Genomic DNA, 19272 nt, shown 5'->3' with positions numbered 1-19272 from the left:
TTTAGCCCTCGAGTTTGGACTTATCACGCACCGCGCCTTTGTCTGCGCTGGTGGCCATGCTGGCGTAGGCTTTCAGAGCAAAAGAGACCTCACGCTCGCGAGAAACCGGTTTCCAGCCCAGTTTGTCCTGCTCTGCGCGGCGAGTCGCCAGCTCTTCTTCAGACACCTCAAGCGAGATGGTGCGGTTTGGAATGTCGATCGCAATCAAATCACCCGGTTTCACCAGGCCAATCGCGCCGCCATTGGCCGCCTCTGGAGAGGCGTGACCGATAGAGAGACCCGAAGTACCGCCAGAGAAGCGGCCATCGGTAAGCAGAGCACACTCTTTACCAAGCCCCATAGATTTCAAGTAGGTGGTAGGGTAGAGCATCTCTTGCATGCCCGGGCCGCCTTTCGGGCCTTCATAGCGGATGACGACCACATCGCCCGCTTTGACTTTGCCACCGAGAATACCTTCGACGGCATCTTCTTGGCTTTCAAAGACCACCGCAGGGCCAGTGAACTTGAGAATGCTCTCGTCCACCCCAGCGGTTTTAACGATACAACCATCAAGTGCGATGTTGCCTTTTAGCACCGCAAGGCCGCCTTCTTGGCTAAAGGCGTTGTCTTTGGCGCGAATACAGCCAGAGACGCGATCGTCATCGAGTCGATCCCAGCGGCAGTCTTGAGAGAAGGCTTTGGTAGTGCGAATGCCGGCCGGTCCTGCGCGGAAAAAGGTCAACACGTCTGGGTCTTCGGTCTGCATGATGTCGTATTGCGCCAACTGCTCTTTCATCGATAGGCCCAGTACGGTGCGGGCATCATTGTGCAGCAAACCGGCGCGGTCAAGCTCACCCAAAATCGCCATGACGCCGCCTGCACGGTGGACATCTTCCATGTGGTATTTTTGCGTCGACGGCGCCACTTTACATAGGTGAGGTACTTGGCGTGACAGACGGTCGATGTCTTCCATATCGAAGTCCACTTCACCCTCTTGCGCCGCCGCAAGCAGGTGCAAAATGGTGTTGGTGGAGCCGCCCATGGCGATGTCGAGCGCCATAGCATTTTCAAACGCGTCAAAGGTGGCAATGTTGCGCGGCAAGGCAGACTCGTCCTCTTGCTCGTAGTAGCGGCGAGTCAACTCGACAATGCGCTTACCGGCATTGATGAACAGCGCCTCGCGATCGGCGTGTGTGGCCAACATCGAACCGTTACCCGGCTGAGAAAGACCGAGGGCTTCGGTGAGACAGTTCATCGAGTTGGCGGTAAACATGCCTGAGCACGAACCACAAGTTGGACAGGCGCTGCGCTCAATCTGCTCACTTTGCTCGTCGGAGACTTTAGGGTCAGCGCCTTGGATCATCGCGTCAACCAAGTCGAGCTTGATCAGTTGATCAGACAGCTTGGTTTTGCCCGCTTCCATTGGTCCGCCCGAGACGAAAATCACCGGAATATTGAGGCGCATTGAGGCCATCAGCATTCCCGGTGTGATTTTGTCACAGTTGGAGATACACACCATGGCATCCGCGCAGTGGGCGTTGACCATGTACTCCACCGAGTCGGCGATCAGCTCACGAGAAGGCAGCGAGTAGAGCATGCCGCCGTGACCCATCGCAATGCCATCATCGACCGCGATGGTGTTGAATTCTTTGGCAATACCGCCTGCTTTCTCAATTTCGCGAGCTACCAGTTGGCCCATGTCTTTGAGGTGAACGTGACCGGGAACAAACTGAGTGAACGAGTTCACTACGGCGATGATCGGTTTACCGAAATCTTCATCTTTTACCCCAGTTGCGCGCCAAAGTGCACGAGCACCGGCCATGTTACGTCCGTGAGTGGTGGTGGCGGATCTGTATTTAGGCATTTTGCATACTTCCTTATTTTGCTGCGTCTGCGGGGTAAACGTAATCTAACCAGCCCCACTTATCTTCAGTGGTGCCGTTGAATAGGCCAAAGTAGGCCGTTTGAAGGGCTTGAGTGATAGGGCCTCGGCGGCCACAGCCCACTTCGATTTTATCAATGGTTGCGACGGGAACGACTTCCGCCGCGGTGCCGGTCATAAAGACTTCATCGGCAAGGTAGAGCGCTTCACGCGCAATGTTGACTTCGCGGACTTCATAACCCATGTCACGCGCGAGCGTCATGATCGAATCACGGGTAATGCCAGGCAAAATCGCACTGGTGGCGGGTGGAGTGGTGATCACGCCATTTTTGATGACGAAAATGTTCTCACCGGCCCCTTCAGACAGGTAGCCATCAACGCTCAACGCGATCCCTTCATCGTAGCCGTGACGACGGGCTTCACCGCCAACTAGCAAGGAAGATAGGTAGTTACCGCCCGCTTTTGCTGCGGTTGGGATGGTGTTCGGTGCGGCGCGATTCCAACTGGAGATCATCGCATCAACGCCTTTCTCTAGCGCTTCTTCACCTAGGTAAGAGCCCCAAGGGAAAGCGGCAATGATGAGATCCATTTCGGTATCCGCGGGCGGGCAAACGCCCAAGCCGACGTTGCCGACAAAACCGAGCGGACGGATATAAGCGTTATCAAGCTTATTTTGGCGCAGGGTTTCGCGGGTCGCTTCCATGATCTCATCGATGCTGTAAGGAATTGGGAAACGGTAAATTTTGGCGGAGTCTTTGAGACGCTGCGCGTGTTCGCGGTGACGGAAAACAATCGGCCCTTTAGGCGTGTTGTAGCAGCGCACGCCTTCAAACACGGAGGTGCCATAGTGCATCGCATGGGTCAGCACGTGCACATTGGCTTCGGCCCAAGGGACCATCTCGCCGTTGAACCAGATGTAGTCTGCGGTTTTTGTTGCCATGATTGCCTTCCTTATGCGCAAATTTGTTGTTGTAGGTTATTGTTTGGCAATGCGTCATTCGCAATTTGCGTCACTTCGACACTGCGCACGTCCCACAGTTTTTCAATCTGATTGGTGAGAAATGAAATGGGGCGATCGCTGTCGACGATGATCTCTACGCTGGCGATTTTGCTGGAGTGGTTTTGCGTACCGGCCACCTGTTTGACCACAAAGCCACGATGACGAACCACGCGAAGGACACGCTCAAGCAGTACCGGTTTATCATCGGCTTTAATATCAATTAAGTATCTTTCCATGTTAAGTGTTCTCCAGCATATCGTTGTTGGACGCGCCTGGTGGGACCAGCGGCCATACGTTTTCTTCTTCATCGATAAGGACATGCAGCAAGTACGACGTCTCGCTCTCAAGCATCTCTTTTAGCGCAGGGCCGACTTCTTCTTTGCGGCTGATGGTTTTACCCGGAATGTCGAACGCTTTTGCCAACATGACGAAATCAGGGTTGTCATCCAGAATGGTTTCACTGTGGCGGCCATCAAAGAACAGCGATTGCCATTGACGCACCATGCCGAGGCGTTGGTTGTTGAGCAGCACAATTTTCACCGGGATCTGACGACGCTTTAACGTGCCCAGTTCCTGAATGTTCATCATAAATGAGCCATCACCGGTGACCAGAATTGATTGATCGCCCGGTCTGGCAACGGCGGCGCCCATGGCTGCCGGTAAGCCAAAGCCCATAGTGCCAAGACCGGCTGAGGTGATGAAGTTCTGCGGCTCGCGCGGCTGGATGTGCTGTGCCGCCCACATTTGGTGCTGGCCAACATCGGTCGAGACGATGCTGCTGTCAGGCATCATATCCGACAAGGTTTTCAATAAGCCCGGCGCGTAAATCAATGAGCCTGGGTGGTCATAGCGCCACTTAAAGCCACTGCGTAAGCTCTCGCTGTGTTTCACCCACGGTGTAATGTCTTGAGACAATTCGAGCTGAGAGAGCGCAACGCCGATTTCACTGCGAACAGGCGCATTGGCTTGGCGTAGCTTGTGGATTTCGGCGGCGTCGATATCGATATGGATTACTTTGGCGTTTGGCGCAAAGGTGTCGAGTTTGCCGGTCACGCGGTCATCAAAACGGGCGCCGACGGCAATCAACAAATCACACTCTTGCACAATCAAGTTAGCGGCTTTGGTGCCGTGCATGCCAAGCATGCCTAAGTAGTGTGGGTCATGACGTTCAATTGTCCCTAAGCCTTTAAGTGTGCTGACCGATGGCATCGGGTTGAGGCGCAAAAATTCGCGCACGGCACCCGTGGCATGGCCAAGTTGCACACCACCACCGACGTATAATACGGGGCGGGCACTGTGTGACAGCAGATCTTGTGCTTTGGCAATCTCATCAGCGCTGGCGCGTGGCATGGCAGGTGGAGTGAAAGAAGAAAGAACAGAAACCGGCGCGTTGGCCAGTTGGACATCTTTGGCAATATCGACAATCACAGGGCCCGGGCGGCCGGTTTTAGCGACTTCAAATGCCTCGGATAAGGTCGGTGCCAGTTCGTTGATGTCGGTCACTAGGTAGCTGTGCTTGGTACACGACAGCGACATGCCAATCACATCCATCTCTTGGAACGCGTCGGTGCCGATGTGTGAACTGGCGACCTGTCCGGTGATCGCCACCAGTGGAATGGAGTCCATAAAGGCATCGGCAAGGCCAGTGACCAAGTTGGTGGCTCCCGGTCCTGAGGTTGCCATACAGACGGCCACTTCTTGAGTGGCTCGTGCCATTCCAATGGCGGCCATTGCGGCGCCTTGCTCGTGTCGACACAAAATGTGCTCAACACCGCCATCATAAAGGGCATCGTAAATTGGCATGATGGCCCCGCCGGGGTACCCAAAGACGGTTTGGATGCCTTGCTGTTTTAATGCGGCTACGACTAACTCTGCACCAGTCATCAAAGGCCTCCTTGTGTCTTGTGACTGCGACCTTGTGTCTTGTGACAGCGAGTGGCTTGGCAGTCTTGTTGTGTTGCTTTGCACGTCATGTGCGCTCCCATTCTTCCTGCAGTTCTTAATGATGAACTGTCTAACGCTTAAAATTCTGCCATCCCATAGGTTGAAAAAAACCCCCGGACTTTTCAGTGCGGGGGTTTTTTAGAATCTGTGGTTATTTTTTGCCCACCATCCCCCGCGCGGAATCAATAATGACCACGATAATCAGGGCTAGCAGTGAAGTGAAGCGGGCGTTGAAATTCATATTTAATTATTTACGTTGATGTTGTGTCGCCATTCGTACCAATCGCGCATTTCACTGGTTCTGCTGTTTGTGCAGTTTTGGTTACGTGCGTCGGCTTAATTTCGTACGAAATTGATTGCGTCACTAGTGGTAACATAGAATTCCGTTACATGACAAGCAAAAAGTCATTCTTTTTTCACATTCCCGCTGCTTCTCTACACGCTATATAACATCACGCCTAGTCAATTCAATCAGAGAGTACACATGAGTTTAGCCGTGATTCATAGCCGCGCATCGGTCGGTGTCGAAGCCCCGCCGGTGACGGTGGAAGTCCATATCAGCAATGGGATGCCTGGGTTTACCCTAGTGGGGCTGCCGGAAACCACCGTCAAAGAGTCACGAGATAGAGTGCGCAGCGCCATCATCAACTCTCGGTTTGAATTTCCTGCCAAGCGAATTACCGTCAACCTCGCGCCTGCCGATCTGCCTAAAGAGGGCGGCCGCTTTGATTTGCCGATCGCGCTCGGGATTTTGGCGGCCTCAGACCAGATACCACTCTCGGCGATGAGCGATAAAGAGTACATCGGCGAATTGGCCCTGTCGGGCAAAATTCGCCGCGTGAAAGGGGTGTTGCCCGCCGCGCTTGCTGCCAGCCGAGTCCAGCGCTGCTTGGTGGTGCCCAAACAGAACGGCGATCAAGCGGCGCTAGTAGGCGCCGCGGTGCACAAGTCGGCCAGCAGCTTACTAGAGGTGTGCGCGGATGTGTGCGGACAACAGAGCTTGAATCTGTTTCAAAGTGCACCAGAGCCCACCAAGCCGCTGCGCTCGACCCGTTGTTTGCAAGACATTATTGGTCAGCAACAAGGCAAGCGCGCATTGGAAATTGCCGCAGCAGGCAATCATAACTTGTTGTTTTTGGGTCCACCCGGTACGGGTAAAACCATGCTTGCGTCGCGTTTGTGTGACTTATTGCCAGAGATGACCGAAGCCGAAGCGATGGAAACCGCCTCCGTCACTTCGCTGACTCAGCAAGAAATCAACGCCCATAATTGGAAACAGCGCCCCTTTCGCGCGCCGCATCACTCCAGCTCTATGGCGGCCTTGGTGGGCGGGGGGAGCTTGCCAAGACCGGGTGAAATTTCGCTTGCACACAATGGCTTACTCTTCTTGGACGAGATGCCCGAGTTCGAGAGAAAAGTGCTCGATTCACTGCGCGAGCCACTCGAATCCGGGGAGATCATTATCTCCAGAGCGCAAGGTAAGACGCGCTTTCCCGCTCGCTTTCAATTGGTGGGTGCGCTGAATCCGAGTCCGACCGGCTACTATGAGGGCAACCAAACTCGCGTTAATCCTCAGGCCATTTTGCGCTATTTGAGCCGTTTGTCTGGACCTTTGCTGGATAGATTTGATATGTCGATAGAGATCCCCGCATTGCCTAAAGGCACCTTGTCTGAAGGGGGCGATCGCGGTGAGCCTACCGAGCAGGTCAGGCTGCGCGTTGAGCAGGCAAGAGAGACCATGTTGGCGCGCAGTGAGTGTGTCAACGCGCTGCTAGGCAGTCGCGATATTGAGGCGTTTTGCCCACTCAAGAAAGCCGATGCAGAGTTTTTGGAAACGGCGCTGCACCGATTGGGGCTGTCGATTCGTGCCTATCACCGCATCATCAAAGTGGCACGCACCATCGCTGATTTGGATGGTACAAAGGACATAGAGCGACCTCATTTGGCCGAGGCGCTCGGTTATCGCGCGATGGATCGCTTGCTCAAGCAGTTGACTGCGCAGGCGGTGTGATGCACCAAGCTGAGGGCCAACGAACGCCGCAAGCCCTGTGGGGCAGGTTAGAACTGAAAGCTTAAACCCAAAGAGAACAGCGCTTGTTTTTCGTCAAAAAAGTCGAGGTTGGCGTCGGTTTCATTGTACCCGGCGAAGGAGACCAAGGATAAATTTGGCCAGCCGAGAAACTGTTGCAGCTCATAAGCGGCAAACACACTGAGTTTGTCTTCACTGCGAGTTTGACCATACAGAGGGTGAATGGCGTCATAGTCGCGGCTGCGATAGCCCGCGGTGAGCACTAGCTGATGACGGGCAATACGCTGAAAGAGGGAGATCTCTCCGCCCCAAGAGCGAAATGAGTTGGCGGCCCCTTCGGCATCACTGCGCGTGTAGATGATCGCAGGCACCACAAAGGCGGCGCGACTGAAAGGCACGCGCACACTGCCTTTGAGGTAGTAGTTGTCGCTGTCACGGCGCAGGGCTAAGGCATTGTCTGGCGTGAGTTGTGTCAGTCCTGAACGTTCGTCATCGACCTCTTTTTTGCCGTAAGCGCTATCAAGGTTGATGCCTGTGCCGAGAATATTGCCCAGCTTGAGTCGATACGCGTCGCCTTTTTCATCGGTGGTGGCGCGCGCTACGCCGACAAGATACGGGTCTTGCCACACTTCGCCAGACATCACCGTTGGCAAATAGGAGACATCCACCGTGGTGCCATACGCTAAACGCTGTTTATAGCCGAGCTCAAGTGCGAGGGTGCCGATGGCAATGTCATCGCGCGAGGTACCGGCATAGAGTTGTTTGTCACCTTTTGAGCCAAAGGTATAGCGAAGGTTGCCAAGCGGCGCAGGGATCACACTGCTGTCGCTGGTGCCACTTTGCTCGATGCTGTTGATGACCTCATCACCTGACGTGTTGAAGTTGGAGGTGGAGGAGAGATAGAGCGCATTGAGCGAAATCTCGCCACTGAGCCCAGGGCGACCGTTCGGATTAGCAGCGGCGCTTGCAGAACATAACGAGGTGGCGATAAGTGATAAAACCGGTATTGCAAAGCGAACATCCATTTTCGTCTCCTAAAACTCCAGTGCGTGGCGTGGCCAACTACTCAGACCATCGCCTTAACGATTCCAATGTGGTCAAGGACTTGTATAATTGCACGCGCTTTTTTAAAACCCAAGTTATCTTGACCACACGACAAGATTATTACGCAACATACATCGTAAACTACTCATTGGATCTCACTATTTCACTATGTTGGCCTATTTATTACTGGTAATGAACGTGTTGCTGGTGGCGCTCAATTCTGCTGTCTGCTCTCTGCTCATTTGTCTCATTGCGCTGTTGAAGTTGCTGTTACCAACGCCCGAGCTGAAAGCGAAGGGGACGGCATTGGCCAATCGGGTGATGTGGTTGTGGGCGACGGTCAACACCGCGATTTTGAGCCTCTCAAACCGTGTGGAGTGGGATGTACAAGGGGCAGATGCGCTGAAGCGCGATGGTTGGTATCTGATGATCAGCAATCATCTAAGTTGGACCGACATTGTGGTGCTCTGCTCGGTGTTTAAAGACAAAATCCCGATGCCGAAGTTTTTCCTCAAGCAGCAACTGCTCTACGTGCCGTTTATTGGCATGGCGTGCTGGGCGCTGGACATGCCATTTATGCGCCGTTATTCGCGCGAATACCTGCTGCGTCATCCTGAAAAACGGGGACAAGACTTGGCAACCACACGTCGCTCGTGCGCCAAATTCAAACATAGCCCGACCACAGTGGTGAACTACGTGGAAGGCACCCGTATCACGCCAGAGAAATTGCGTCGCAGCAAAGCCGGTTATGAGTATCTGCTGCAACCGAAATCCGGTGGTATAGCCTATACCTTAGCGGCGATGGGCGAGCAGTTTGATAATATCCTAGACGTAACGCTCGCGTACCCGAATAACCCAGATAAACCGTTTCGCGATGTGTTGATGGGCAAAATGACCAAGATCGTAGTTCGCGTGCAAGTGTTGCCGGTGGATGAGCAGGTGCTGGGTGACTATTTCAATGATAAGCCCTATAAACGCCAGTTTCAGCAGTGGCTCGGTGAGGTTTGGCAGAGGAAAGATGCGCAGCTCAAAGCAATCCATGAGCCGCCATCATCAAGTCCACCACCCTCAAAACAGTGACCCATCAAAAAAGGAGCCGAGGCTCCTTTTTTCGTTTGACGATAGTGACTGTCTTATTGAGTCAGCAGGTAGTTCACCAAGTCAAAGTATTGCTCTAGGGTAAAACCGCGTGGTGGCTGAACCAAGTAACGGTTGTTAACCACGATAGAAGGCACACCCGTTAGGCCGCTGTCTTTGAACTGCTTGTCAAAGCGGCGCACCATAGAGTCCACCGCAAAACCATTGAAGGCAGAGTCGAATTTTTTACCATCGATGCCTTCGTCAGTGAAGATTTGGCGCAGCTCTTCGTCACTCTTCGGTGCTTTACCCAAGTTGTGGATACGGTTAAACATCACCGGCACCATTTGATCTTCCACGCCAAGCGACACCATAGTCGCGTATGCTTTGCTCATGGAAAGGCCCATGTTGCCACCCATGAACGAGACGTGATTTTTCTGCAACTTCACCCCTTCAGGTAGCTGAGCTTTGAGCTGGACAATCACGGGTTCCATCGAGTTGCAGTGTGGGCAGTAGAAAGAGAAAAACTCCGTCACCACAGGCTTGCTTGATGGTTCCATGTTCAACACTTTGTAGTGCTCACCTTCGTTGTACTGAGCCGCGTGTGCCGAAACACTGAGGAATAGGGCGGCGACAAGTGCAAACAGTTTTTTCATAATGACTCCATTTTAAAAGGCTTTTTTTACCACTGTGGCATCAATGACAAGGGGGGCTCACTCAGTGCGGATATCTGCTCTTTGAACCCGAGTACCTGATTTTCCCAATATTTTGCGTCGTTAAACCAAGGAAAGGCGAGTGGGAACGCAGGATCTTGCCACCGTTTTGCTAACCATGCCATGTAGTGCACCATACGTAGACCGCGCAGCGGCTCGATTAGTTTCAATTCGTTAACATTAAAATCGTGAAACTCTTGGTACGCTTCGAGGATAATATCAAGCTGCATCAGTTTGTCACTACGTTCGCCACTGAGCAGCATCCAAAGATCTTGAACACTTGGCCCATTGCGCGCGTCATCGAGGTCGACAAACATCGGACCATCACGCCACAAAATATTGCCTGGATGACAGTCACCATGCAGCCTGATCGGCGTATAGCTGTTGTCCCACTGCGCTTCGAGTGAGGCGATCAGCAGGTCGAGATCGTTGAAAAAGGCGCTTTGCAGATGAAGAGGAATAAAGTCGGAATTTTGCAGCAGCGCTCTCGGTTGGTAGAGGTATTCTTCAAGGCTCATGCTGGGGCGATGCACAAACGCTTGTTTGGCTCCGATATTGTGAATGCGCCCTAAATAGCGACCGACGCCCTCGAGCTGCTCTACATTATCCACTTCAAATTGGCGGCCGCCCACGCTGGCAAACAGCGCAAAGCGATAGCCTTGGTAGTGATGCAACGTGGCACCATTGATGACCAGTGGCGGCGCGACGGGGATCTCTGCTTCGACCATCTCTTGGGTGAAATCGTGCTCTTCCTGAATTTGTTCGGCACTCCAGCGCTCAGGACGATAGAACTTGACCACATAACGTTGGCGCTCTTCATCGCTAAATTGATACACGCGGTTTTCATAGCTATTGAGTGGCAAAAAGCCGGATTCAGCGCGAATGCCGATGCTCTCTAGCGCATACCACATAAAATCCGGGGTAAGGGCATCAAAGTTAAAGGCGTGTGTTGAGAGAATCTGTTGTGTCATAGCCGGTTTCTTGTGACTGAGAAAAAGAACCATGCATGACGCTAGCATGGTCGTGAGGGGCAAAAAGGGCTCATCATGAGCCCTTCACCCTAGAGCGTCGCCTCTCGACGCATTTTTATCAAGGTGATTGAATTGACCTTCTCTTGCTAAACGATGGTCACAGCTTCTTGATAAAGCGACTTTCCACCTGGGTGGTAAAGTCTTGGCTGTCGGACAGTATAAACTGGATTGTCGCGACAGGTGAGCTGAGATTGTCCGGGTCGACGCCCAAGCTCATTGGCAAGTTGAGGACTTCCCCAGGCGCCACTTGTACTGTCTGTTTACCGTACCAAGTGACATCGCTCAGCCCTTCAACAGAGAGTTGATACGCCTGACGTTGCTGGGTTTTATTGATGATCTTCAACGTGTAGGTATTTTCAATCTCCCCAGAGCCGTTGACTCTAAACAGCTGATTGCGGTCACGCAGTACGCTAAGCCCTGCGGGGTCAACGCTGGCGACTTGAACGAAGAACAGGCCAATCATCACCAATAGCACCGCGCCGTAGCCGAGCAGTTTTGGCCTCATCACCTTGGTGTGCTTGCCGGAGAGACGGTGCTCGGTGGTGTAACTGATGAGTCCTTTGTCGTAGCCCATCCGCTCCATGGTGTGATCGCACGCATCGATACAAGCGCCGCAGTTGATGCACTCATATTGCAAACCATCACGAATATCGATGCCAGTCGGGCACACTTGCACGCAAAGATCGCAATCGATGCAATCGCCTAAACCGAGCTGTTTGGGATCGGCTTTGCGCGAGCGCGGGCCGCGTTGCTCACCGCGTGCACTGTCATAACCGACGATAAAGGTGTCTTTGTCGAACATTGCCGATTGGAAACGTGCATACGGGCACATGTGAATACACATGATCGAGCGCATCCAGCCGGCATTGCCGTAGGTACAGCCGGCGAAAAACAGCACCCAAAATACCGGCCAAAACGACGCGTTGAGGGTAAAAAACTCAACCACTAAGGATTTCACTGGCACAAAATAGCCAACGAAGGTAAAGCCCGTCGCTAACGCAATGGCCAGCCACGCCATGTGCTTGAGGGTTTTTCGCCACGCGAGTGAGGCGGTCAAGCGGCCAGAGTCTTGTTTGCGGCGTTTATTTGCGCTGCCCTCAAGTTTTTCTTCAAACCAGATGTACATAAAGGTCCACACGGTTTGCGGGCAGAGGTAGCCACACCAGACACGGCCTAAAAACGTGGTGATAAAAAACAGCGCAAAGGCCGCAATCACGAACAGCAACGCGAGCAAGGTGAGATCTTGCGGATAGAGTGTGGTACTAAAAAAGTTAAATTGTTGCTGACCGATGTCGAGCAAAATCGCCTGACGATCGCCGTAAGGGATCCAGGGGATAAGTGTAAATAGCAGCAATAGAAACCAGCCACCATAGCGGCGCAGCCTTTGGAAGGTGCCTTTGCTTTCTCTGACGTAGATGCGATTGCTTGGGTTAAATCTGTCGCCGTTGTTTTTGTGAGTTTTGGGATTGAAGGTTTTCGGAGTCACGTCTTTGACATCGATCTTATCTTGACTCATGGTGCTTCCTTATAGGCTAAAGCAAGGGTGTGTTGCCCTTGTTGCGTCCGACTTTGCTCTGGTCTCCTGTCAACTTGGCCCAGTGCGGCGCAGCCGAGTTCAAGTTGTTTGGAGATCTTGTGATCTGTTTTTTATTGTTAGCTGGCGATTATATACGCAATAGGAATGGGTTTTCTTTAAGACTATCAAGCTTTAACCACAAATTAGCCCAAACGCTATAACCATAATGACTAATAACACGTGCTACTAGATGGTTTAGCGATAAAAAAGCGACCCTAAGGTCGCCATATCTGATCCGTGACGCAATGTGTCGCTCAATCAATTAAACCGCGCGCACGCAAAATCGCGGTTTTAAAGTCATCTTCTTGATCTTTTTTGAGCCCGGGAATCATCTCGTCTTTTGCGCTATTGCGCATTTTTAGATGATAGATAAGTACATCATCGGTCAGCTCTTCAAGTTTGCCTTGATACCCCGCCTCTTGGCTGAGTTTGACGATAAACGCCAATAAGTTCATCTCTTGGTCTTTTTGCCATTCTGGCTCAAGCAGTTCTAATAACTCTTCAATACGGTGACACTTCATGCTGTTCTCCACAATTTTTATAATGTTTTGCCTTAAGGTAGCAAAAGGGACGTGCAGAGAGCAACGCGAATCGTGCCGTGCTTATCGACAATGGGCGTAATCAGGGGGCAAAAAAAAGCGCAGACGAAGCTGCGCTTTTCATTATGCTGCTTTTACCGCTTTTGATGGGGCAGACATCAAAAGAGTTGTCTGTTCCACTAACGTCATCGCAGGGTTGACTTTTTTTGCCGTTGGAGCAGACGCAAATCCACTACGACGACGCATCGCACTACGGTTTGTGTGCGAAAACCTGACTGCTGCTGGGCGCATCGATGTACCTAACTGTCAGGCATCTCCATTGCCAATTTAATGGCCTGTATTAACTATGAGTTGAGCTTCAACGTCACCTTGATGCTGCTGAAGGTTGGCTCTTCTGGCTTTCGCCAATCCAAATAATTAACCAGGATTGTTGATATACATGCATATCAATCGTTAGAGTAGCACTAAGGGTAGAATTGGTCGATAACTAATCGATCACTGTTTTTCATTCTCTATTATTCTGTGAGTAGACAGAAACTTTGGCGAGATAAAGCGCGCTATAGTGAGGGTCTGCTTGGTGGTTTCACCCATAAGGGAGGTGTGTATGTCGTTTTTCAAGAAAACCCTCGCGAGCTTTGGTATTGGAAGTGCCAAAGTGGATTCAGTGCTGCGCCAAGAGGTGTTATACCCGGGGCAGAAGGTGAACGTCACCATTCATGTCTATGGCGGTTCGAGTGCGCAAGAGATAGACAACATCGAACTCAAACTCTACTGCCGTTACATCAAAGAAGTGCCGGACAATCACCATAAAAGTGACCACAACGCCGGTCGAATGCGCCGCGTGCCCACCAGTTATACACTGGCGACGTGGACGCTGCCTTACGCGTTTACGATTGAGCCTGGTGAGACGCGCGATTTCGAAGTTGAGTTGGATGTGCCGTGGAATACGCCGGTCACCATTGGTGACTCCAAGGTGTGGCTTGAGACTGGCCTCGACATTGCGATGGCCAAAGATCCAACCGACAAAGATATTTTGACGGTGCGCCCCGATCCTCTGCTTGATGGCATCTTTACTGCGTTAGAAGCACAGGGGCTGCGTATTCGCCAGGTAGAGTGTGAAGAGGTGGATGGCTTTGCTCTGCCTTTTGTGCAGGAGTTTGAGTTTGTGCCGACCACAGGGCCGTTTCATGGTCGTTGGCGAGAGTTAGAAGTGGTGGCGTATCGCAGTGAAGACGAACTGCAAATGTGGTTTGAAATTGATCGCCACCGTGAAGGGGCAAAAGGGATGCTCGCGAGTCTGCTGGGTATGGGGCAGTTGAAACGCCAGCTTTCCATTGTGCTCAGTACCCCCGCAGAAGAGGCGGGCGAGCAGGTACTGAACTACCTCGATGCGCATTCTTGAGGCGCATTATTGATGCTTGGGCGCGACATCTACAGCGAGCCTCATCAGTAACCTTATCTAATTTAAGCTTACACTTGTAAGCTGAACATGGCATACTCTGGAGTGTTTATTCTAATGCTCCAGAGTGATGCCTATGTCGACGCTTTTATCCTCTTACAGCCGCGAAGAAGAGCGAGCCAATATGCTCAGCCACGGTCTGGGTTTATTGCTCAGTGTGGTCGGGCTGTTGGCCTTGCTGCTGCGCGCCTTCGAGCAACAGGCGGATGCCTTGTCATGGGTCAGCTATAGCCTGTATGGTGCCAGCATGATACTGCTGTTTTTGGCGTCGACCCTCTATCATGCCATTAATGTGCCGCGTGCCAAACGGGCACTGAAAACCTTCGATCACTGCGCCATTTACTTGCTGATTGCCGGCAGCTACACGCCATTTTTATTGATTGCGCTTAGAACGCCGCTCGCGATCGGTTTGATGGTGGTGATCTGGCTGATTGCCTTGGTGGGTATCGTGATGAAAGTGGCGTTCGTTTATCGCTTCAAACGCCTCTCACTGGTGACCTATTTATTGATGGGGTGGCTGTCGCTGGTGGTGATTTATCAACTGGCGATGACCTTACCGCTGGAAAGCTTGATGCTGCTGGCGATTGGCGGCGTGGTCTACTCACTGGGCGTGGTGTTTTATGTCGCGAAGCGTATTCCCTACAACCACGCCATTTGGCACCTGTTTGTTTTGGCGGGTTGCGCCTGTCACTTCTTTGCCATTTATCAGCTACCGGTCCGATAAGCCCACAGAGGAAGGCCGAGTGCCTATCGGCGCCAAAAGGCGGGGAAGAACAACACGAGCAAGGTGAGAATTTCTAGTCGCCCCATCAGCATCCCAAAACTGAGTAACCACTTGGCGGTGTCGGGCAGGGGAGCGAAATTGCCGGTGGGGCCGATGACACTGCCCATGCCCGGGCCGACGTTGGCGACTGCGGTAATCGCACCAGAAATGCTGGTGATAGGGTCAAGGCCGAGTGCACTTAAGCAACCTGCAATGAAAATAATGGTGATGAAGAACATCAAACCAAACGCCACCACTGAGCGCACAATATCATCGTTGACTGGGCGCTGATTGTAGCGCTGGACGAAGACCCCAGACGGGTGAATCAGTTTCATCATCTGCTTATTGAGCAGCGTAATGGCGATTTGAAAACGGAAGATTTTGATGCCGCCAGAGGTGGAACCCGAGCAGGCGCCCGCCATCATTAAGAAGGCAAACAAGGTGGTCGGCAGTGCGCCCCAGGCGGTGAAATCTTCTAAGCCGAATCCGGTGGTGGTGACCACCGAGACGATGTTAAACATGGAGACTCGCAGCGCATCCGCCACCGCATAGCCATCACGCACCACCAACCAACTGGCAATGATCACGCTGCTGGCGAGAAACAAAAAGGTGAAACCGCGCACTTGCGCGTCACTGGCGAGCTCATTCAAACGGCGTTTGCGCAGCGCGGAGACAAAAAGCAAAAACGGTAACCCGCCCAAGAACATAAAGAGTGTGCCCACCCAATGCGCGCCATGGGAGAAATGGTTCATCGAACCGTCAGAGGTCGAGTAGCCACCTGTCGACAAGGTAGTAAAGGCATGGTTGATCCCTTCAAACAGCGTCATGCCCGTCATCAAGTAGCCGAGCAGGCAAAGGGCGGTGAGGGTCAAATAGACGATGACGATGTTTTTTGCCACGGTTTTAGCGCGCGGGCTGCTTTTGTCCGACCAATCAGAGGATTCGGTATGAAACAGTTTCATGCCCCCGACATTGAGCATCGGCAAGACGGCGACCGCCATAACAATAAAGCCAATGCCACCAAGCCACTGCAAAATAGAGCGCCACAATAAGATGCTCGGCGCCATCTCATCGAGCCCGCTGAGGACCGTTGAACCTGTGGTGGTGATGCCCGACATGGTTTCAAAATAGGCGTCGGTGAAGCTGATGTGATTGATGAACACAAACGGCAGCGCGGCGAATGCGCTGGCAATCGTCCACACCAAGCTGGTGATGAGGAACATGTCTCGCACGCTCAGGCGAAAGCGCCGAGTTCGGCCAATCGTCAAGCAGACAAAGGCGACCAAGTGGGTGATCAGCACCGCTTGACCAAATTCCAAAAAGCCTGCAGTGCCGGTGACAAACGCCACCAGCGTCGGCACGTACATAAACAGCGCCAGCTTAGAGAGCACGAGGCCAATGACGAATAAAACCGGGCGAAAATTCACCATAAGGTCGTCCCCTTAAAGGAAGAACGGACTCGGTTGGAAGAGGGTTTCCACGTCAGGGATGTATTTCTTATCGACAAGGAACATCACCACGTGGTCATCTTGTTCAATCACGGTTCTGTCGTGTGCAATAAGCACTTCTTCACCGCGAACAATGGCACCAATGGTGGTACCTGGAGGCAGTTTGATTTCACCAATCGCGCGGCCGACGACTTTCGAGGTCGATTCGTCACCGTGTGCCACCGCTTCAATCGCTTCTGCCGCGCCACGGCGCAATGAAGAAACGTTAACAATGTCAGCACGGCGCACATGCGTCAGCAGCGCTGAAATCGTCGCTTGCTGCGGCGAAATCGCCACATCTATCACGCCGCCTTGGACCAAATCGACGTAAGCCCCGCGTTGGATAAGCACCATGACTTTTTTCGCGCCCATGCGTTTGGCCAGCATGGCGGACATGATGTTGGTTTCATCTTCGTTGGTGAGCGCAATAAAGACATCGACTTGGTCGATATTCTCTTCGGTGAGTAACTCTTGATCGGCGGCGTCACCACAAAAGACAATGGTGTTTTCCAGCTCTTCTGAGAGGCGTTCTGCGCGTTGATAACTGCGTTCAATCAGTTTAACGCTGTAGGTGTGTTCCAGACGCTTGGCCAAGCTGGCGCCGATGTTGCCCCCGCCGACAATCATAATTCGGCGATAGGGTTTCTCAAGACGCTGTAACTCACTCATGACGGAGCGAATGTGGTTGCTCGCAGCAACGAAAAAGACTTCGTCATCCGCTTCGATGATCGTGGTGCCTTGCGGACGAATAGGGCGACCTTGACGGAAAATCGCCGCCACGCGGGTGTCAATGTGCGGCATGTGTTCGCGCAGCGCAGAGAGGGCGTTACCGACCAAAGGACCGCCGTAGTAGGCTTTAACGGCCACTAGGCTGACCTTTTGCTCAGCAAAACTGACCACCTGTAAGGCGCCAGGGTATTGGATCAGACGTTCAATGTAGCTGGTGACCAGCTCTTCTGGTGCAATCAGATGATCGACCGGCACGGCACCGGATTGAAACAGGGCTTCTTTCTCGGCGAGATACTGGGGCGAACGAATACGTGCAATGCGGTTTGGCGTGTTGAACAAGGTGAAGGCCACTTGGCAGGCGGCCATGTTGGTTTCGTCCATATTGGTCACGGCCACCAACATATCGGCGTCTTGAGCGCCCGCTTCACGCAGCACGTCAGGGTGGCTGGCGTAACCATTGACCACGCGCAGATCGTACTTGTCTTGCAGTTCACGTAGGCGGTCGCTGTCTTTGTCGACGATGGTGATGTCGTTGTTTTCACCCACCAAGTTTTCTGCCAATGTACCGCCAACTTGTCCGGCACCGAGAATAATGATCTTCATCTTTTGCTCTCTTGAACGTCGTCATCGCCCCTATGGCGGGGCGCACTGTCCTTGTTTATTGCGGCGTATTGCTTGACTCAAGACCTACCACTTTTTCTTCACACCGCTTTTTTTTCAAAACTGCATAGTAGAAGCCGTCCATGTCCTCTTCACCTGGAAGAATTTGTCGGCCAGGCTGAGATTCCTCACTGCCGATCAACTGTGCATCGGACGTACGTGAGAGGAAAGCGCGCACCTGCTCAACGTTCTCTTGCGGCGCAATCGAGCAGGTGGCATAGACTAAGGTACCGCCCGCTTTCAGTTGTTGCCACATGGCATCTAGGATTTCACTCTGCAACGCTGACAGTGCTTCAATGTCATCAGCGCGGCGCAGCCATTTGATGTCCGGATGGCGTCGAATCACACCGGTCGCTGAGCAAGGGGCATCGAGTAGAATACGGTCAAACTGCTCACCTTGCCACCACTGATGTGGGTAGCGCGCATCGCCGCAAATCACATCGGCTCTCAATTGTAATCGCTCGAGGTTGTCATGCACGCGGTTAAGGCGAGTAGGATCGGCATCAATCGCCACCACTTCGGTGTCTTGCGTGTGCTCAAGAATGTGCGCTGTCTTGCCACCTGGCGCGGCGCAGCAGTCGAGGATCAGCTCCCCTTCTTGTGGCTGAAGGTAATCGACAGACAACTGTGCGGCGGCATCCTGCACGGAAACCCAACCGCGATCGAAGCCGGGCAATAGGGTCACATCACAAGGTTTGGCCAATTTTATGGCGTCAGCGGCCTCGGGGTGAAGGGTGAATTCTATGCTTTCATCATTCAGGTAAGCGATGTACTGATCGCGGGTGTGGTGCTGGCGGTTGACGCGCAGCCACATCGGCGCTTTTTGATTGTTCGCCTCAACAATGCGCTCCCACTGCTCTGGGTAGTGCTCTTGCAGCAGTTTCAGTAGCCAGTTAGGGTGGCCATACTTGCCGGCATTGTGACTGGTCGCAAAGGTATCCAGCTCTTCTTGATTGCGTAGGTAGTTACGCAACACTGCGTTAATCAAACCGCGCAGGCTTGGGCCGCGCAAGGTTTTGGTGGCTTCCACGGTTTCCGCGACCGCCGCGTGCGAAGGGATACGCATAAAGCTCAGTTGGTAGATCCCCACCAAAATCAAATGGTGAAAAACGCGTTTTTTGCCCTTGAGCGGGTTATCCATCAATTCGTTGGCAATAGACTCCAAACGCGGCAAGTAACGCAAAGCGCCGTAGCAAATCTCTTGCAGCAGAGCGTGGTCACGCGGTTTGATGGTCTTTTGCGCGGCAGGCAGCGCATGCGAGAGTGATTGACCTTTGTCGACCACTTGGAAGATAACGTTAGCGGCAGCAGCGCGAACATTCATAATCAATACCTTAAATAAGGGAGGGCATCTCTGCCC

At 52.7% G+C, this 19272-nt stretch carries 17 protein-coding genes; 4 read left to right on the top strand and 13 right to left on the bottom strand.

Annotated features, from left to right (window positions below):
• Position 1 precedes the first annotated feature (1 nt).
• From ilvD to ilvG, 4 genes are read right to left on the bottom strand one after another with little or no spacing between them, the layout of a single operon-like run.
• Positions 2-1843: a dihydroxy-acid dehydratase gene (ilvD, locus tag AC6R03_RS17955; protein ID WP_500630508.1), complete on the bottom strand. Its 1842-nt coding sequence runs from the start codon at positions 1841-1843 to the stop codon at positions 2-4.
• 13 nt (positions 1844-1856) lie between these two features.
• Positions 1857-2801 (bottom strand): branched-chain-amino-acid transaminase, encoded by a 945-nt coding sequence (gene ilvE / locus AC6R03_RS17950; RefSeq protein ID WP_500630509.1) that lies wholly within the window; start codon positions 2799-2801, stop codon positions 1857-1859.
• Between the two features lie 11 nt (positions 2802-2812).
• A complete protein-coding gene (ilvM, locus tag AC6R03_RS17945; protein ID WP_334555508.1) occupies positions 2813-3097 on the bottom strand; it encodes an acetolactate synthase 2 small subunit in 285 nt (94 codons plus the stop codon).
• A 1-nt stretch (position 3098) separates the two neighbouring features.
• Positions 3099-4745, bottom strand: coding sequence for an acetolactate synthase 2 catalytic subunit (gene ilvG, locus AC6R03_RS17940; RefSeq protein ID WP_500628978.1), 1647 nt, complete (start codon positions 4743-4745; stop codon positions 3099-3101).
• Between the two features lie 544 nt (positions 4746-5289).
• Here ilvG and AC6R03_RS17935 point away from each other — a divergent pair.
• Positions 5290-6816, top strand: a complete 1527-nt coding sequence (locus AC6R03_RS17935) for a YifB family Mg chelatase-like AAA ATPase (RefSeq protein ID WP_500630510.1) — start codon at positions 5290-5292, stop codon at positions 6814-6816.
• A 47-nt stretch (positions 6817-6863) separates the two neighbouring features.
• On the opposite strand, the gene AC6R03_RS17930 is transcribed toward AC6R03_RS17935, so the two are convergent.
• Positions 6864-7859 carry a DUF2860 domain-containing protein gene (locus tag AC6R03_RS17930; RefSeq protein ID WP_500630511.1) on the bottom strand — a complete coding sequence of 332 codons (996 nt, stop codon included), beginning with the start codon at positions 7857-7859 and terminating at the stop codon, positions 6864-6866.
• A 187-nt stretch (positions 7860-8046) separates the two neighbouring features.
• Here AC6R03_RS17930 and yihG point away from each other — a divergent pair, with 187 nt between their 5' ends.
• The gene (gene yihG, locus AC6R03_RS17925; RefSeq protein WP_500630512.1) at positions 8047-8958 is read left to right on the top strand and encodes a 1-acylglycerol-3-phosphate O-acyltransferase, YihG family; all 912 of its coding nucleotides are present in this window, start codon (positions 8047-8049) and stop codon (positions 8956-8958) included.
• Positions 8959-9011: 53 nt separating this feature from the next.
• On the opposite strand, the gene AC6R03_RS17920 is transcribed toward yihG, so the two are convergent.
• The 5 genes from AC6R03_RS17920 to AC6R03_RS17900 form a co-directional block, all read right to left on the bottom strand.
• Positions 9012-9611: a thiol:disulfide interchange protein DsbA/DsbL gene (locus AC6R03_RS17920; protein ID WP_500630513.1), complete on the bottom strand. Its 600-nt coding sequence runs from the start codon at positions 9609-9611 to the stop codon at positions 9012-9014.
• Positions 9612-9637: 26 nt separating this feature from the next.
• Positions 9638-10639, bottom strand: a complete 1002-nt coding sequence (locus AC6R03_RS17915; RefSeq protein ID WP_500630514.1) for a serine/threonine protein kinase — start codon at positions 10637-10639, stop codon at positions 9638-9640.
• A 157-nt stretch (positions 10640-10796) separates the two neighbouring features.
• Complete coding sequence (ccoG, locus tag AC6R03_RS17910; protein ID WP_500628972.1) at positions 10797-12215, bottom strand: cytochrome c oxidase accessory protein CcoG; 1419 nt, start codon at positions 12213-12215, stop codon at positions 10797-10799.
• Positions 12216-12529: 314 nt separating this feature from the next.
• Positions 12530-12796 (bottom strand): YihD family protein, encoded by a 267-nt coding sequence (locus tag AC6R03_RS17905; RefSeq protein ID WP_334555500.1) that lies wholly within the window; start codon positions 12794-12796, stop codon positions 12530-12532.
• A 141-nt stretch (positions 12797-12937) separates the two neighbouring features.
• Positions 12938-13105 (bottom strand): hypothetical protein, encoded by a 168-nt coding sequence (locus AC6R03_RS17900; RefSeq protein WP_334555499.1) that lies wholly within the window; start codon positions 13103-13105, stop codon positions 12938-12940.
• A gap of 313 nt (positions 13106-13418) precedes the next feature.
• Between AC6R03_RS17900 and AC6R03_RS17895 the strand changes: the two genes are divergently transcribed.
• Both AC6R03_RS17895 and trhA read left to right on the top strand, forming a co-directional pair.
• Positions 13419-14216, top strand: a complete 798-nt coding sequence (locus tag AC6R03_RS17895; protein ID WP_500630515.1) for a sporulation protein — start codon at positions 13419-13421, stop codon at positions 14214-14216.
• A gap of 133 nt (positions 14217-14349) precedes the next feature.
• A complete protein-coding gene (gene trhA / locus AC6R03_RS17890) occupies positions 14350-14997 on the top strand; it encodes a PAQR family membrane homeostasis protein TrhA (protein ID WP_500630516.1) in 648 nt (215 codons plus the stop codon).
• A gap of 23 nt (positions 14998-15020) precedes the next feature.
• On the opposite strand, the gene AC6R03_RS17885 is transcribed toward trhA, so the two are convergent.
• The 3 genes from AC6R03_RS17885 to rsmB are packed head-to-tail and all read right to left on the bottom strand — an operon-like array spanning position 15021 to position 19236.
• Entirely contained in the window at positions 15021-16466 is a 1446-nt protein-coding gene (locus AC6R03_RS17885) for a TrkH family potassium uptake protein (protein WP_500630517.1), read from the bottom strand.
• Between the two features lie 12 nt (positions 16467-16478).
• Positions 16479-17855 carry a Trk system potassium transporter TrkA gene (gene trkA, locus AC6R03_RS17880; RefSeq protein WP_334555495.1) on the bottom strand — a complete coding sequence of 459 codons (1377 nt, stop codon included), beginning with the start codon at positions 17853-17855 and terminating at the stop codon, positions 16479-16481.
• Positions 17856-17910: 55 nt separating this feature from the next.
• The gene (gene rsmB / locus AC6R03_RS17875) at positions 17911-19236 is read right to left on the bottom strand and encodes a 16S rRNA (cytosine(967)-C(5))-methyltransferase RsmB (RefSeq protein WP_500630518.1); all 1326 of its coding nucleotides are present in this window, start codon (positions 19234-19236) and stop codon (positions 17911-17913) included.
• Positions 19237-19272 lie beyond the last annotated feature (36 nt).

It is taken from the genome of Vibrio sp. R10-SG-ISO4 (genome assembly GCF_059834135.1).
The sequence above is the reverse complement of the archived record's forward strand: the minus strand, read 5'-3'. Positions and strand labels throughout refer to the sequence as shown.